General features: G+C 64.7%; 16 protein-coding genes. 7 read left to right on the forward strand and 9 right to left on the reverse strand.

Going from position 1 to position 16027, the window contains the following annotated elements:
• Positions 1-131 precede the first annotated feature (131 nt).
• The 4 genes from CVS48_RS22245 (at position 132) to coaBC (ending at position 5843) form a co-directional block, all read left to right on the forward strand.
• Positions 132-1097 (forward strand): bifunctional riboflavin kinase/FAD synthetase, encoded by a 966-nt coding sequence (locus CVS48_RS22245; protein WP_100856328.1) that lies wholly within the window; start codon positions 132-134, stop codon positions 1095-1097.
• On the forward strand, positions 1087-3948 hold the full coding sequence (gene ileS, locus CVS48_RS22250; RefSeq protein WP_100856329.1) for an isoleucine--tRNA ligase: 2862 nt from the start codon (positions 1087-1089) through the stop codon (positions 3946-3948). Before CVS48_RS22245 ends, ileS begins: the two co-directional genes overlap by 11 nt.
• Before the next feature lie 2 nt (positions 3949-3950).
• On the forward strand, positions 3951-4484 hold the full coding sequence (gene lspA, locus CVS48_RS22255) for a signal peptidase II (protein WP_100856330.1): 534 nt from the start codon (positions 3951-3953) through the stop codon (positions 4482-4484).
• A gap of 162 nt (positions 4485-4646) precedes the next feature.
• Positions 4647-5843: a bifunctional phosphopantothenoylcysteine decarboxylase/phosphopantothenate--cysteine ligase CoaBC gene (gene coaBC / locus CVS48_RS22260; RefSeq protein WP_100856331.1), complete on the forward strand. Its 1197-nt coding sequence runs from the start codon at positions 4647-4649 to the stop codon at positions 5841-5843.
• 147 nt (positions 5844-5990) lie between these two features.
• Here coaBC and CVS48_RS22265 read toward each other — a convergent pair whose 3' ends face one another.
• The 4 genes from CVS48_RS22265 to CVS48_RS22280 form a co-directional block, all read right to left on the reverse strand.
• Positions 5991-6956, reverse strand: a complete 966-nt coding sequence (locus tag CVS48_RS22265) for a DUF1177 domain-containing protein (protein WP_100856332.1) — start codon at positions 6954-6956, stop codon at positions 5991-5993.
• Positions 6953-7657: a dipeptidase PepE gene (gene pepE, locus CVS48_RS22270; protein WP_100856333.1), complete on the reverse strand. Its 705-nt coding sequence runs from the start codon at positions 7655-7657 to the stop codon at positions 6953-6955. Before pepE ends, CVS48_RS22265 begins: the two co-directional genes overlap by 4 nt.
• Before the next feature lie 37 nt (positions 7658-7694).
• On the reverse strand, positions 7695-8462 hold the full coding sequence (locus CVS48_RS22275) for an IclR family transcriptional regulator (RefSeq protein ID WP_100856334.1): 768 nt from the start codon (positions 8460-8462) through the stop codon (positions 7695-7697).
• A 161-nt stretch (positions 8463-8623) separates the two neighbouring features.
• Positions 8624-9664 carry a metal-dependent hydrolase gene (locus tag CVS48_RS22280; RefSeq protein ID WP_100856335.1) on the reverse strand — a complete coding sequence of 347 codons (1041 nt, stop codon included), beginning with the start codon at positions 9662-9664 and terminating at the stop codon, positions 8624-8626.
• Between the two features lie 119 nt (positions 9665-9783).
• Between CVS48_RS22280 and CVS48_RS22285 the strand changes: the two genes are divergently transcribed.
• The 3 genes from CVS48_RS22285 (at position 9784) to CVS48_RS22295 (ending at position 11713) form a co-directional block, all read left to right on the forward strand.
• Positions 9784-10434, forward strand: a complete 651-nt coding sequence (locus CVS48_RS22285) for a DedA family protein (RefSeq protein WP_100856336.1) — start codon at positions 9784-9786, stop codon at positions 10432-10434.
• Positions 10435-10446: 12 nt separating this feature from the next.
• Positions 10447-10968, forward strand: a complete 522-nt coding sequence (locus CVS48_RS22290) for a hypothetical protein (protein ID WP_100856337.1) — start codon at positions 10447-10449, stop codon at positions 10966-10968.
• A gap of 94 nt (positions 10969-11062) precedes the next feature.
• Positions 11063-11713, forward strand: coding sequence for a dUTPase (locus tag CVS48_RS22295; protein ID WP_100856338.1), 651 nt, complete (start codon positions 11063-11065; stop codon positions 11711-11713).
• Positions 11714-11792: 79 nt separating this feature from the next.
• Here CVS48_RS22295 and CVS48_RS22300 read toward each other — a convergent pair whose 3' ends face one another.
• From CVS48_RS22300 to ehuB, 5 genes are all read right to left on the reverse strand, one after another.
• The gene (locus tag CVS48_RS22300; RefSeq protein ID WP_100856339.1) at positions 11793-12905 is read right to left on the reverse strand and encodes an NADH:flavin oxidoreductase/NADH oxidase; all 1113 of its coding nucleotides are present in this window, start codon (positions 12903-12905) and stop codon (positions 11793-11795) included.
• 91 nt (positions 12906-12996) lie between these two features.
• Positions 12997-13767: an ectoine/hydroxyectoine ABC transporter ATP-binding protein EhuA gene (ehuA, locus tag CVS48_RS22305; RefSeq protein ID WP_100856340.1), complete on the reverse strand. Its 771-nt coding sequence runs from the start codon at positions 13765-13767 to the stop codon at positions 12997-12999.
• A complete protein-coding gene (ehuD, locus tag CVS48_RS22310; protein ID WP_100856341.1) occupies positions 13764-14435 on the reverse strand; it encodes an ectoine/hydroxyectoine ABC transporter permease subunit EhuD in 672 nt (223 codons plus the stop codon). The genes ehuA and ehuD overlap by 4 nt, the downstream gene beginning before the upstream one ends.
• Complete coding sequence (gene ehuC, locus CVS48_RS22315; protein ID WP_100856342.1) at positions 14432-15085, reverse strand: ectoine/hydroxyectoine ABC transporter permease subunit EhuC; 654 nt, start codon at positions 15083-15085, stop codon at positions 14432-14434. Before ehuC ends, ehuD begins: the two co-directional genes overlap by 4 nt.
• 9 nt (positions 15086-15094) lie before the next feature.
• Positions 15095-16006, reverse strand: coding sequence for an ectoine/hydroxyectoine ABC transporter substrate-binding protein EhuB (gene ehuB, locus CVS48_RS22320; RefSeq protein WP_100856343.1), 912 nt, complete (start codon positions 16004-16006; stop codon positions 15095-15097).
• Positions 16007-16027 lie beyond the last annotated feature (21 nt).

The following is a 16027-nucleotide window of genomic DNA, read 5'->3' on the forward strand; positions in this document are numbered from 1 at the left end:
CCGGCAGGGACGCGGTTAGCTTGGCGCAACGGGCTTGTCCGCCTTCATCCACGCACGATAAAACCGTCGGCGCGTGAATGATTGGGGGGGATTGGAACAAACCCGGAATCCAAAATTGTAAACTCTCGCTCGTGAAACCATCGCTGCGTATCTACCGATCCCTGCCTCCGCCCGACCGGCGCGCTCCTTGCGCGCTGACGATCGGCAATTTCGACGGCGTCCATCGCGGGCATCAAGCCATGCTGGCTCGCGTCTGCCAGGCCGCCCGCGAGCGCGGTCTTACCCCTTCCGTGATGACGTTCGAGCCGCATCCCCGGGAGTATTTCGCCACGCTGAACCAACGCCCCGAATTGGCGCCTACCCGAGTGTCGGGCTTGCGCGACAAGCTGTCGGCGCTGGCGCGCTATGGCGTCTCTCAGGTGGTGGTGCAGCGCTTTAACGCCCGGCTGGCTGAAATGTCGGCCAATGCGTTCATCGAAAACCTGCTGGTCCAGGGCCTGCAAACCAAATGGCTGCTGGTGGGCGAAGACTTCCGCTTTGGCCACAAGCGCAGCGGCGACATCGATCTGCTGCGCGAAGCCGGCATGCTCCACGGCTTTGAAGTACAGACGCTGGCGGACGTGACCGACCAGCAAGGCCATCGCATTTCAAGTTCCGAGGTGCGCACGGCGCTGGCCGTGGGCGACCTGGACCGCGCCCGCCACCTGCTGGGCCACCCCTTCCATATCAGCGGCCACGTCATCCACGGCCAGAAGCTGGGCCGCACCCTGGGCTACCCCACCATGAACCTGCGCGTGGCCGAACGCTGCGCCGCGCGCTCCGGCATTTACGTGGTGCAGGTCTATGGGCTGGCCGACCGGCCCTTGCCCGCCGTGGCCAGCCTGGGCGTGCGCCCAACCGTCGAAGACCGTGGCAGAGTGCTACTTGAGTCACACCTGCTCGAAGACACGATCAATGCTTACGGTAAACTCGTACGCGTCGAATTCCTGCACAAGCTGCGGGACGAAGAAAAATTTCCTGACCTCCCTTCCCTGACTGCCGCCATCGCCGAAGACGCGCGAAACGCGCGCGCTTATTTTGCCGTTCATGGACTATAAAAAGACCCTCAACCTGCCCGATACCCCCTTCCCCATGCGGGGCGACCTTGCCAAGCGCGAGCCCGCCTGGATTTCGCAATGGGAGGAAAACCACGTCTACCAGGCGATCCGAGCAGCCAGCCGCGGCCGGCCCCGTTTCGTGCTGCATGACGGCCCGCCCTATGCGAACGGCGACATCCACATCGGCCACGCGGTCAACAAGATCCTGAAGGACATCATCGTCAAGAGCCGCAACATGGCCGGCTATGACGCGCATTACGTGCCGGGCTGGGACTGCCACGGCATGCCGATCGAAATCCAGATCGAAAAGAAATTCGGCAAGCATCTGCCCGTGGCGGAAGTGCAGTCGAAAGCTCGCGCCTACGCGCTTGAGCAGATCGACCGCCAGCGCAAGGATTTCAAGCGACTGGGTGTGCTGGGCGAATGGGATCGCCCGTACATGACCATGAACTTCAGCAATGAAGCCGACGAAATCCGCGGGCTGGGCCGCATCCTGGACAAGGGCTATGTGTTTCGCGGCCTGAAGCCCGTGAACTGGTGCTTTGACTGTGGTTCCGCCTTGGCCGAAGCCGAAGTCGAATACGCCGACCGCGTCGACCCCGCCGTTGACGTCGCCTTCCCGTTCGCCGAACCGGCCAAGCTGGCCGCCGCCTTCGGGCTGGACTCGGTGGATGACGGCGCCATCGTCATCTGGACCACCACGCCCTGGACCATCCCGTCCAACCAGGCGCTGAACGTGCATCCGGAAATCGAATACGCGCTGGTGCGTGTGTCGCCGGCGCCCAAGTTCGGCCCGCTGCTGCTCGTCGCGAAAGACCGCGTCGAAGCCTGCCTGAAGTCGTGGAATCTGGAAGGCGAAATCATCGCCACGGCCCCCGGCGAGGCGCTGTCCGAAATCGAATTCCGCCATCCGCTGGCGCAGTTCAACGACGCCTACGACCGCCGCGCACCGATCTACCTGGGCGACTACGTCACGGCAGACTCGGGCACGGGCGTCGTGCACTCGGCCCCGGCCTACGGCATTGAAGACTTTGTGTCGTGCAAGGCGCACGGCATGAAAGACACCGACTTCATCAGCCCCGTCATGGGCGACGGCAAGTACGTGGACAGCCTGGCGCTGTTCGGCGGCCTGTCCATCTGGGATGCCAACCCGAAGATCGTCGAAGCGCTGACCGAAGCCGGCGCGCTGATGCACGTCGAAAAGCACAAGCACAGCTACATGCACTGCTGGCGCCACAAGACGCCGATCATCTACCGCGCCACCAGCCAATGGTTCGCCGGCATGGACGTGGCCCCCAAGGACGGCGGCCCGACCCTGCGCGAATCGGCCTTGGCCGGTATCGACGCCACGGCCTTCTACCCGTCCTGGGGCCGTGCCCGCTTGCACGCCATGATCGCCAACCGCCCGGATTGGACCCTGTCGCGTCAGCGCCAATGGGGCGTGCCGATGGCCTTCTTCGTGCACAAGGAAACCGGCGAGCTGCATCCGCGCACGTCCGAACTGCTGGAGCAGGTGGCGCAGCGCGTCGAGCAAGGCGGCATTGAAGCCTGGCAAGCGCTGGAACCGCGCGACCTGCTCGGCGACGAAGCCGACCAATACGAAAAGAACCGCGACACGCTGGACGTCTGGTTCGATTCCGGCAGCACGCACGCAACGGTGCTGGGCGGCAAGGATGGCGACTTCGCCGGTTCGCACGGCGCTGAACTCGGCTGGCCCGCCGACCTGTACCTGGAAGGCTCGGACCAGCATCGCGGCTGGTTCCATTCGTCGCTGCTGACCGGCTGCATGCTGTACGGCCAACCGCCCTACAAAGCGCTGCTGACGCACGGCTTCGTGGTGGATGGCCAAGGCCGCAAGATGAGCAAGTCGGTGGGCAACGTGATTGCGCCCCAAAAGGTGTCGGACTCGCTGGGCGCTGAAATCCTGCGCTTGTGGGTCGCCTCCACCGACTACTCGGGCGAACTGTCCATCTCGGACGAAATCCTGAAGCGCGTGGTCGAAGGCTACCGCCGTATCCGCAACACGCTGCGTTTCCTGTTGGCCAACGTGGCCGACTTCGACGCGGTGTCGCAGGCCGTGCCGTATGGCGATCTGTTCGAAATCGACCGCTACGCGCTGGCGATGACGGCGCAGATGCAGTCGGAAGTGCAGGCCAACTACGAACGCTACGACTTCCACCCGGCGGTCTCGCGCTTGCAGACGTTCTGCTCGGAAGACCTGGGCGCCTTCTACCTGGATATCCTGAAAGACCGCCTGTACACGTCGGCGCCCAATAGCGTGGCGCGCCGCTCGGCGCAGACCGCGCTGCTGGACATCACGCAGACGCTGCTCAAGCTGATGGCGCCCATCCTGTCCTTCACGGCCGAAGAAGCCTGGAAGGAACTGGTGGGCTCGGCGCTCAAGCACCAGGCCGACGCTGCCCGCACCACGATCTTCACCGAGGTCTATCACGCGCTGCCGCCGTTTGCCGATGCCGACGCGCTGTCGGCAAAGTGGACGCGCCTGCGCGCCATCCGCGCCGAGGTCCAGCGCAAGCTGGAAGCAGTGCGCACGGCGGGCGACATCGGTTCGTCGTTGCAAGCCGAAGTGGATCTTTACGCCAGCGGCGACGACCAGCAATTGCTGGCCAGCCTGGGCGACGACCTGCGCTTCGTGCTGATCGTGTCGCGCGCCACCGTGCATGCGGGCGAAGGCGACACCCGCATCGAGGTCACGCCGTCGACGCACAAGAAGTGCGAACGCTGCTGGCACTGGCGCCTTGACGTGGGCCAGGACGCGGACCATCCCGAGATCTGCGGCCGCTGCGTGTCCAACCTGTTCGGCTCGGGCGAAGCCCGCGACAAGGCGTGAACATGGCCCGCCCCTCCGATTCGGGAGTGACGGGCACGGCGCCCGCCCGCGCCGCCCCGGCGCGCGTGGGCGGCTGGCTGGCGCTGGCCTTGCTGATCATCGTGCTGGACCAATTGACCAAGGTGTACTTCAACACCTCGTTCCAATATGGCGAACGCGTCAACGTGCTGCCGGTGTTCGACTTCACGCTGATGTACAACCGGGGGGCCGCGTTCAGCTTCCTGGCGTCCGAGGAAGGCTGGCAGCGCTGGCTGTTCACGGGCCTGGGCTGCGTGGCGGCCGTGGTCATCACGATCATCCTGCGGCGCACGCATGGCCAACCGCGCTTCAGCTTGGCGCTGACACTGATTCTGGGCGGCGCCGTCGGCAACGTCATCGACCGCGTGGCCTATGGCCACGTGGTGGACTTCCTGCTGTTCTACTGGAACGAGTCCTACTTTCCCGCCTTCAACCTGGCGGACGTGGGAATCAGTTGCGGCGCCGTGCTGTTGGTGCTGGACGAACTTTTGCGCGCCCGCAAGAAGCCGCAGGCTTGACGACTTCGCGCCGGGGCAGTCCTGCCCCGGCCACCCCCTCCCCTGGCTTTTGCCATGTTTGATACCCCCTGAATGCATGGCGAACGGCGCAATGCCGCAATGCAGAATAAAATCACCCTCCATTCCTCGTTTTCACGGCGCTGAACCCGCCGCCACGCCCTCATGCTCGATCTCGCCCGCAAACGCATCGTCCTCGGTCTGACCGGGGGCATCGCCTGCTACAAAATCGCCGAGCTGGTGCGGCGCATGACCGAACAAGGCGCCACCGTCGACGTGGTAATGACCGAGGCGGCCACGCACTTCATCACGCCAGTAACGATGCAAGCCCTGTCCGGCCGGCCGGTATTCGTGGACGCCTGGGATGCGCGCGTGCCCAACAACATGGCGCACATCGACCTGACGCGCGGCGCAGACGCGGTGCTGATCGCGCCCGCCAGCGCCGACTTCATGGCCAAGCTGGCGCACGGCATGGCCGACGACCTGCTGTCCACGCTGTGCCTGGCGCGCGCCTGCCCCTTGCTGGTGGCGCCCGCCATGAACCGCGAGATGTGGGCCAACCCGGCTACCCAGCGCAATGTTGAACAACTGCGGGCCGACGGCATCAGCGTGCTGGGCCCGTCGGCGGGCGAGCAGGCTTGCGGTGAGACTGGCGACGGCCGCATGCTGGAATCGCATGAGCTGCTGAGCGACCTGATTGCGTTTTTCCAGCCCAAGCTGCTGGCGGGACGCCACGTGCTGCTGACCGCGGGCCCCACGTCCGAACCGGTCGACCCGGTGCGCGTGCTGAGCAACCGCTCGTCGGGCAAGACCGGCTACGCGCTGGCCCGTGCCGCGCGCGAAGCCGGTGCGCGCGTGACCTTGATCACCGGCGCCACCTTCCTGCCCGTGCCACGCGGCGTGACGGCGCTGTCGGTCATGACCGCGCGCCAGATGCATGACGCCGTGATGGCCAGCGCGGCCGATGCCGACATCTTCATTGCCGTGGCCGCCGTGGCCGACTGGCGCGTGAAGAACGTCAGCACGCAAAAACTGAAGAAGACAAGCGAAGGCGGCGGCGCGCCGCTGATGGAATTCGAACCGAATCCGGACATCCTGGCCGAAGTGGCCAAGCTGGAAAACGGCCCGTGGTGCGTCGGCTTCGCGGCCGAAACCGAAAAACTGGCCGAGCACGCCGAAGCCAAGCGCCAGCGCAAGGGCATCCCGCTGCTGGTGGGTAACCTGGCGCACAAGGTCATGGACGCGGACACCACCGAACTGGTCCTGTTCGACGAGCAAGGCGCGCATCCGCTGCCGGCGGGCGACAAGCTGGAAGCCGCGCGCCGCCTGATCGCGGAAATCGCAGCACGCTTTCCAACGTAGGATGGGTGAAGCGCGAGAAAGCCTGGGCAAGAAAAACAACGGCGAACGCGCGGAACCCATCAGGCAACGCCAGCACCAAAACAATTTCAGCCACAGAACCAGCACAACTTCAGACACAGAACCAAAATCGCAGCACCGCGCGATGGGTTACGCGCTTTCGGTGGCGGGGTTCTTGTCTTTGTTATCGCGCGCTTCACCCATCCTACGTGGCACGGTCTGTAAGCGCGCCATTGAGCCGTAGTGGGCTTGCAGCGTGTGCCACTCTGCTTCGTTGTAGAACGTCAGCGTGCGCTGGCCGTACAGCTTGGCAACTTCTATGCAGAAGCGCATCGCGACATCGGCGTCCACGGCGTTTGTTACGCCCGTGGCGCAGCCGGGCACCGTGGTCTGCGCGGTGAGCGCCACGCCCATCACGGGCGCGTCGGTCGCGGTGGCCGGCTGCATCAGCGAATTCACATGCCACAGGCCGTTTTCGTAGGGCGTGATGTCTTGCGTGGTCAGCGGCAGGGTCACGGGAAGTTCACCGCTGACCCAGCCCATCACATCCAGCATCGTTTCCGGAATGCGCAGCAGGTAACCCTGCTTGGCCACCGGCGTCAGCGCCACGCCGCGCTTGTTCACCAGGCGGTTGCCGCGCGTGGTGTCCACGGACAGGATCGCGTCCATGCGCGGGTCCACTTCGTGCGACATCATTTCGCGCATGGGAAAAGGCGAACGCATCATCGGCACGGGATGATGCGGGCGCGTGCCGGCCCGCGGGCAGATGTGCGTGCGAATGCGTACTGTGCCCGGCATCACGTCGCCCTGGCGCGCCATCGCCATCAGCTTGAGCGCGGCGGCAATGGCCACCACGGCCCCATCGCTATCGGACACCAGGCCCGTCACGGCGGGTCGCGCGCCGATGCCGCCCAGACGGCCGACGATGCCCAACTGCGGCGCGGCGGCATCAAGGCCGGGAATGACGATGGACAGGAAATCGGTAGCCGCGCCGTCGCGTTCCAGGCGGGTGACTTCCACGTCGCAATCGCCGGCGTCGCGCAGCACCTTGGCCACGGCCTCGCCGGTAATGTGCGCCGAGGACAGCAGTTCGATGGTGTCGATCACCTGCTTCATGCCGGAATCTCCAGCGGACCCGGACGGAAGACGCGCGGCTCTTCGCGGCCCAGGAACAACGGGGCGTCGTGCGGGCCGATCAGCGAGACTTGCTGGCCGCGCACGCGCAGGCCCGATCCTTCGGGCAGCCCAAGCACCGGCATCGCCGGGTTCAGCGTGCAGAACTCGGCCAGACGCTGGGCGCGCGTTTCGCCACGGTGTCCGGGCGGATGCGCGTTGGTGTAGTGCGGGTTGATCTGGAACGTGATCAAGTCCAGGCCGTCGAAACCGCCCGGGTCGGTGATGGGCATGTCGTTGGTGGTGCAGATGGTGGGGCACGTCAGGTTGGAACCAGCGCTCCAGCCCAGATACGCCGCGCCCGCGCGAACGCGGCGCTTGACCACGTCCAGCAAGCCCTGGCGACGCAATTGCCCCAACAGGTTGAACGTGTTGCCACCGCCCACGATGATGACGGCGGCATTTTCCAGCGCGGCCACGGGGTCTGCTGCACGATGCAGGCCTTCAATGGACAGGCCCGTGTCCGCCAGGGCCGAGGCCACCAGCGCGGTGTAGTCGTCCCAGCCGCGCGTGACGCCGGCAAACGGCACGAACACGGCAGGCGCACCGGGCGGCAGCGTGTTGATCAGTTCGCGGATGTCCGGCATGGCGTGGACCAGATAACCGGCGTCGCTGCTGGAATTGCTGAGTAGCAAAAGGTTCATGGAAGAGATTCCGTCAACAAAAGCAAAAGGGAAGAATTCAGGTAAGCCAGTAGGGATCGTTCAATTGGCGCCCCAGCCCGGCCACGTGCGTGAGCACGGCTTCGCGCAGGCGCGCCACGCGCTCGGCATCGGCCTGGAATGACACGAATGACAGGCACAGGCCGCGCAATTCACCCGTGGCGGGATCTCGCACGGCGGCGGCCACGGCGCCGATGCCGGGCATGGCCTGGTCGATGGCGACGCCGCAGTGATCGGCGCGCGTCTGCTCGACCAGCCGCGCCAGGTCGCCCACGGTGGCGGGGCAATCACGGCCTTCCATGGGCAAGGGCTGCGTGGGGTCGGCGCCATACAGCGCCTGGAATTCGGTATCGCTCAAGCGCGACAGCAGCACACGGCCCATCGCCGTGCCCGAGGCATTGCGACGCGAACCGGGCGGCGACAGCACCTGCACGGGATGCGAGCCGTTCAAGCGCTGCAGCACCACGGTTTCGCGCTGGTTCAAGGTGGATAGATAGGCGGTCAGGCCGCTGTCTTCGGACAGCCGGGCCAGCACGTCGCGGCAGGCTTCGTCCAGCGGCGTGGCGGCCATGCCGGCGCGCACCGCCTGGGCCAGCAAGGCGCCGGGGCGATACCGGCGCGTGGCCGGATCCTGGTCCAGCAAGCCGTAGTGCTGCATCTGGTTCAGCACGCGCGATGCCGTGCTTTTGGGCATGGCCAGGCGCGCCGCGACATCGGTGAAGCTCAGTTCCATGGCGCCGTCCGCGTAGAGCGACAGGACGCGCTGGACTCCGTCTAGAATGCTCATATTTGTTCCATAAATTGGAACTAAAGTTCCTTAATAGAGAACAAGCATAATCCAGGGCCGGGAACGCGGTCAATACGGAATGTGCCGACGAAAAAAAGCCCCCGGTTTCATCGGGGGCTTGAACAACCTTAAGTTGATTAAGTGAATACAGCCGTCGTGATCTACCGGTCGGCCAGCGTGGACCACTGCGCCAGCGGCAACGGCGGCTGGGCATGCAGGATGCGCGCCAGCACCAGCTTCAACTCTTCCCAACCGCCCCGCTCGCTTGGCCAACTGGACGGCGTCACCGGCTTCCAGCCGCCCTCCGGCGTGCGCTCCGCCATCTTGAAGCGGAAGGTGTAATGCCCCGCCATGCCCATGCGCAAATCGCTCACCACCAAGGCGTCGCCGATGGCGTCGTAGCGCAGCCAATCGTCCGTGAACCATTGCAGGCGCTGGTGCAGCGGCGCGTCGTCCAGTGCACGCGCCAAGTCCAGGTGCAGCGGCTGGCGCAGCCATTCCGGCGGCCCGCGATCAAACAGGCTGCTGACGGCTTCGTAGTAGTCACCGTCCGGCGTCTTGGCAATCACGCGCCATACCAGGGTATTGAACGGCATCGACACGGCCCGCAGCTCGGTCACGGCGATGCCCTGTTCACGCATGGCCTCGCGCACCCGGTCCTCGGCGGCAATGCGGCTGGCCAGGCCAAAGCCCAGGTACGCGGTGCTGAAGACCAGCACGCCCGCCAGGAAGCGGCGCGCGCGCTGCGTCATCCCGACAGCAATGGCGTAGAACACCGCCAGCAACATCGGCACCGTGTAGACCGGATCAATAATGAAAATGGCCGACCAGCTTTCGGGAATGGTGGTCATCGGCCAGAAAAGCTGCGTGCCGTAGATGGTGAACGAATCCAGTATCGGATGCGTCACCAGCACCAGCCATATCGTCAGAAATAGCCGTCGCCCGCTATAGGGTGCCTGTGGCCAATATTTGCGTATCAGCCAGGCAAGCAGCATGGCCAGGCCGGTCAGCACGAATACGGAATGGGAGAAGCCCCGGTGATAGGTCATGAGCGATACCGGATCGGGGTACCGCACCAATACGTCCAGATCGGGCAGGCTGCCCAGCACCGCCCCATACATCAGCGCCCGGCGCCCCTGGAAGCGCCCCAGCAGCGCGCCTTGTATGCCCGCGCCCAGCACGGCTTGTGTTACCGAATCCATAGTTTCCCAGTCGAACTTTCCATCAGCCGCATCAATCAGACAGCCTAGATAACATTTGGCCATCAAGCCAGGCGTTAAGATACCCGATTGCTTTCAGCTAATTTTCAGACTCTGCGTCCATGGATCAATATATCGACAAGATCGGCCTGTTCATCGAGGCCAACCAGGTGTGGGCAGGCCCCATCACGTTCCTGCTTACCATGGGGGAATCGATGGTGCTGTTGGGCCTGTTCATTCCCGCGACGGCGCTGATGCTGCTGACGGGCGGCCTGATCGGCGCGGGCACGCTGGACCCCTGGGGCGTGGTCGCCTGGGGTATTGCCGGCGCCATTGTGGGTGACGCGGTGTCGTATTGGCTGGGCCGCTGGGCCGGCCCGGGCGTTTTGCGCCGCTGGCCGCTCAAGCAGCAACGCACCGGCGTGGCGCGCGCGCGGCTGTTCTTTTACCGCTATGGATTCGCCTCGGTCCTGATCGGCCGCTTTCTGGGCCCCATCCGCTCAACCATTCCCACCGTCGCCGGCGTGATGGGCATGGCGCACCACCGCTTCCAACTGGCCAATGTCATGTCGGCGCTGCTGTGGATGCCCTTGATGCTGGCGCCGGGCTACATCACGGCGCGCAGCCTGGGCACGGCGGAAAACGCACAGCAAATCGCCATGATGATCGGCGCGGGCCTGTCAGTGCTGCTAGGATGCGGGCTTCTGCTGGCCATGGTGCGCAAGCGCCGTCAACCGGCTCGGCAACGGGCGGGACAAGGCCGCGGCAACTGATTGGAGAATGGCATGGCGATTGACCTGGAGCCGAAAGACGGCGATTTCGCGCGCTACATTGAAAACCTGTCGCGCGCGGGCGGTGTCACGCCCGGCAAGGTGCCCGAAAAGGGCCGCGCGTCGCGCCAGGCTAGCGTCGCCGTGCCGGTCCCCGTACCGGCCCCCGCCTCGGGCGACTCCTTGTCCACCGCCCCCTGGGGCAACACGGCCCCGCCCGCGCGCAACACCGGCTCCCCTGGCGCCACCGCGCCTTCCGACGCGGCTGAAATCTCGATGGCCCAGCGCGCACGCCAGCGCAAATTCGGCGTCATCCTGACCGTGGGCGGCGTGCTGGCGGGCTGGGCGGCCGCCAACATTGCCTTCCGCGTGCTGCGCAGCCCCCATTTCGAGCTGGACGAGTTGATGCCCGCGGTATTCCTGGGGTTCTTCGCGGTCATGCTGCTGAAGGCCGCCGGCAGCGCGCGCAAGGCGCGCGGCACGCCGCTGGGCAAATTGCCGCCGCTGAAAACGTCGTCCTATCGCAAGGACAACTGAAGCCGCTGGGCCGCCCGGCATTGGTGCTAACATTTCCGCCGCCGTCGCAAAGACCCTCAAGAATTACGGAGTAAAAGTGAATAACGTTGTCGGATTGAACCAAGCCCAAGCGGCCACGATGCTGAAGCTGCAGGACCACTTGAACAGCATGATCAATCCCGACTGGGTCAATGGCGGATCGCGTTTCCTGCGCGCCGCTTTTGTTGAGTCCGCCGAAGCGCTCGAGCACTACGGCTGGAAATGGTGGAAGAAGCAAACCATCGACCTGCCCCAGGTGCAGATGGAACTGGTGGACATCCTGCACTTCTACCTGTCGCACACCATCGTCCAAGCCCACGGCCAGCAAGCCGATGCCGCGCGCGCGCTGATGGCCGACCTGGCCACGCCCGCCTCGGTCACGCTGGACGGCAAGACCTATTCGCTGGGCGCCCTGCCCGTGCCAGAACTGCTGGAACTGATCGGCGGCCTGGCCGTCTGCGGCCGCGCCAGCTACAAGGTGCTGGAACAGACCATGACGGCGTGCGAAATGAGCTGGAACGACGCCTACACGCAATACGTGTCGAAGAACGTGTTGAACATCTTCCGCCAGCAGCACGGCTACAAGGAAGGCACCTACATCAAGATCTGGAACGGCGAAGAAGACAACGTCGTGCTGGCTCGCCTGCTGACGCAACTGGATCCCACCAGCGCGGATTTCGCCGACGCGATGGCGCGCGAACTGGAACAGGCCTACGCGCGCCTGTAAGACCACGGCAAACCCGTTCGTCTAAAAAAAATCGCCGCTTGAAGCGGCGATTTTTCATTGCAGGCACGGCGATTCAGCTTCAGCGCTGGCCGAAGCGTGTCTCGCCAAACAATTCCTTCAGTTCGCGCGGTTGCGAACGCCAGTACTGGTGCGGCGCCGACACTTGCCCGCCCAATTGCGCCGCCGCGTGCCAGGGCCAGCGCGGGTCATACAGCATGCCGCGCGCCAGCGCGACCATATCCGCCTGGCCCTCGGCCAGGATGTCCTCGGCCTGTTGCGCCTCGGTGATCAAGCCTACCGTAATCGTCGGCATACCGACCTGGCGCTTGATCTCGGCCGCAAAGGGCACCTGGTAGTTCGGCCCCACCGGAATTTTCTGCTGCGACGAAACACCGCCGCTGGACACGTCAATGAACTCGCAGCCGCGCTCCTTCAACTGCTGCGCAAAGACCAGCGTCTGCTCAAGATCCCAGCCGCCCTCCACCCAATCCGTGGCCGACACGCGCACACCCAGTGCAACCGAAGACGGCGTGGCTTCACGCAGCGCCTGGAACACTTCAAGCGGAAAGCGCATGCGATTTTCAAGCGAGCCGCCATAGGCATCCGTGCGCAGGTTCGCCACGGGCGACAAGAACTGGTGCAGCAGGTAGCCGTGCGCGGCGTGCAGCTCGATGGCGTCAAAGCCCAGGCGGATGGCGCGGCGCGCGCTGTCCACGAAGGCATCGCGCACACGCGCCAGGCCGGCTTCATCCAGCGCCAGCGGCGGCGGTTCGGATGCTTTGTGCGCAATGGGCGACGGCGCCCAACCCTGCCAGCCGCCTTCGGACGGCGGCACCAGTTGGCCACCGTTCCAGGGTGCGTCGCTGGACGCCTTGCGGCCGGCATGGCCCAACTGGATGCCCAGCTTGATAGGCGAATAGCGGCGTACCGCGGCCACCACGCGGCCCAACGCCGCCTCGGTCTCGTCCGACCACAGCCCCAGGTCTCCCGGCGATATGCGGCCATCGGGCTCCACCGAGGTGGCTTCCGTGAAGAGCAGCGCCGCACCAGACAAGGCCAGATGGCCCAGATGGATCATGTGCCAATCGGTGGCACAGCCGTTTTCGGCCGAGTATTCGCACATGGGTGCGATGACGATGCGATTGGCCAGTGGGACGTTACCGACCGACGTGGGACTGAACAGGTGACTCATGGACGCCTCCGGGCATGGGATGCGAAAGCATAGCGCCCGCGCTTGACGCAAAGCGCAATCCCATCGCCCCCGTCAGGGTTAAACGCCCCGGCTATTGGCCTTCGATCACCGAATCCAGGAACTGCCGCGTACGCGCTTCTTTCGGCTGGCTGAACAGCACGGAAGATTCCGCGTCCTCGACGATATTGCCCTGATCGAAGAACAGCGTGCGGTCGGAGCTGCGTTCTGCGAATTTCATCTGGTGGGTCACGATGATCATCGTCATGCTGCGGCGGGCCGACAGCTTGCGCAAGATTTCCAGAATGCCGCCGACCAACTCGGGATCAAGCGCCGACGTCACTTCGTCGAACAACATGATTTCCGGGCACATGGCCAGCGCGCGCGCGATGCCCACGCGCTGCTTCTGGCCGCCGGACAACTGCGCCGGGTATACATCGAGCTTGTCGCCCAGCCCCACCATGTCCAGGTATTCCACGGCGCGTTCGCGCGCCTGGTCCTTGGACATGCCCAGCACGTGTATCGGCGCTTCCATGGCGTTACCCAGCGCGGTCATGTGCGGGAACAGGTTGAAGTGCTGGAACACCATGCCGATCTTGCCGCGCACGCGGCGCAGGTATTCGGAATTGACGCCCACGGGCCGGCCCTGTTCGTCCGTCCACATCGTTTGGCCATCGATCTCGATATCACCGCTGGTGGGCTGGTCCAGCGTCATCAGTACACGCAGCAAGGTGGACTTGCCCGACCCGGATGGCCCGATCACGGCCACCGTCTGGCCCGCCGGGATTTCCAGATTGATGCCGCGCAGCACCTCCAGATCTCCGTAACGCTTGTGCAGATTCTTGATGGTCAAGCTGGCGCTCATCGCTTTCCTCCATATCGTTGCAGGCGGGCCTCCAGGCCGCGCACACCCCACGCCGCCACCAGGCTCAAGGCCAGGAACAGCACGCCCACGAGCGTCAGGGGTTCGGTGTACCGGAACGTCGCGGATCCGATCATCTTGCTTTGCTGCAGCAGTTCAACCACCGTGATGGCCGACAGCAGCGGCGTGTCCTTGAACATCGCAACCAGATAGTTGCCCAGCGCGGGCACCACCGGCGGAATCGCCTGCGGCAGCACCACACCCACCGCCGTGCGCCAGCGCGACATGTTCAACGCCGTGGCGGCTTCCCACTGCCCGCGCGGCACTGCTTCAATGCCGGCGCGATAGACCTCGGCGCAGTACGTGGCGTAATGCACGCCCAGCGCGACGATGCCGGTCGCCAACGGCGACATCTGCACGCCGGTCAGCGGCAGCACATAGAACAGGAAGTACATCTGCACCAGAAGCGGCGTGCTGCGGATGAACTCGATCACGAACGCCGTGGGCAGCGACACAATGTGCAAGCGCGAGCGCCGCAGCATGGCCAGGACCAGACCCAGCGTAATCGCCACCAGCATGCCCAACAGCGTCGCCTGAATCGTGATGACCAGCGCCGAACCCAGCGTCGGCAGGATCTCCAGCGCGAAAGACCAATCAAATATCGGTGTCATCGGACGCGGACCCTCCGCTCAAGCATGCGCACGCCGGCCGTGATCACCAGGGCCACCGCGAAGTACATCAACAGCATCAAGGTGAAAATCTCGGTGGTACGCAGGGTTTCGCTGCGCAGCAGTTGGCCACGGAAGGTCAGGTCGGTGATGGTGATCAGCGACACCAACGCCGTGTTCTTCATCAGTTCGATCAGCAGGTTGCCGGCGGGCGGCAGCATGGCCGGGATCGCCTGCGGCACCACGATGCGCCGCATGATCTGCGCGCGCGTCAGATTCAAGGCGATGCCCGCTTCGCGCTGGCCCGGCGGCACGGCCCGGATGGCGCCACGCACCACCTCGGCGCCGTAGGCCCCGGCATTCAAGGCCAGCACCACGATGCCCACCAGCATGGCCGGCAACTGGACGCCGAACAGCGGCAGCACGAAATAGAACCAAAACAATTGCACCAGGGCCGATGTGCCCCGAAAAACCTCGACGTAGACCGATGACAGCCAGCGCACGGGCCGCAACGTTGACAGGCGGCCGATGCCCGAGGCCAGCGCCAGGGGCACCGCCAGCACGACGGCGCCCGCCATGATCTGGAGCGTGACCCCCAGACCCTCAAGCAGGGGCGGCACCAGCGCCGCGATATGTTCCGAGAGAAGTTGCATCGGCGCTCCTTACTGGCCGGCGCAGAGCTTGGCGGCCGTCACGCCCTGTGGCAGTTCATCTTCGGTAAAGCCAAAAGGCGCCACCAGTTTCTTGTGCTCGTCCGTGCCGATGAATTTTTTCAGTTCGGCGTTGAAAGCCGTGGCAAATTCCTTGTCGTCGGTGCGGAACGCATAGGCGCCGTAGCCGCGTACGCCCTTGCCGTCGATCACCGGGTCGGTGAACGGGTCCGCCTTTTCCAGGTCGCTGCCCGCCTGCGTCTTGCCCATCAGGTCGTTGACCGTCAAGCCCGTGGCGGCGTAGGCATCGGCGCGGCCCGCCTGCACGCCCGACAAGGCGCTGACAGCGTCCGGAAACACCACGATCTGGCCCGACGGAATCTTCACTTTTTCGGCGTATTCGCCCTCGATGGCGCCCACCACCACGCCCAGCTTGGCATCCGGATTTTTCACCACGTCTTCATAGCTGTGCAGGTTCTTGGGATTGCCCTTTTTCACCAGGAAGGCCTCTCCCACCCCATAAGTCGGGTCCGAAAACGCCACCTGCTTGCAGCGCTCGGGCGTCACGTACATGCCGGCGGCGATGATGTCGAAACGCTTGGCGGCCAGACCGGGAATCAATGAACCGAACTCGGTCAGCACCCCTTCCACCTCGTTGATGCCCATGCGCTTGAGCACCACGCGCGCAATTTCCACGGATTCACCCGTGACCTTGGCTTCCTTGCTGTCCATGTACGCAAACGGCGCCTCGTTGGCGTAACCGATGCGGATTTTGCCTGCGGCCTTGGCGGCTTCCAGCGTGTTGGTAGCGCTGGCGGGCGCCCCGTCAGCCGCAGTGGGCTTGTCGCCCCCCGAGTCGGAACACGCGGCCAACACGCCCAGGCCCAAGGCCAGCAGCAAGCGTTTGGATTGAAGCAAGGTCATGGATTTTTTCTCCCAAATTTA

It is taken from the genome of Achromobacter spanius, assembly GCF_002812705.1.
In the GTDB taxonomy this organism is placed as follows: Bacteria; Pseudomonadota; Gammaproteobacteria; order Burkholderiales; family Burkholderiaceae_B; genus Achromobacter; species Achromobacter spanius.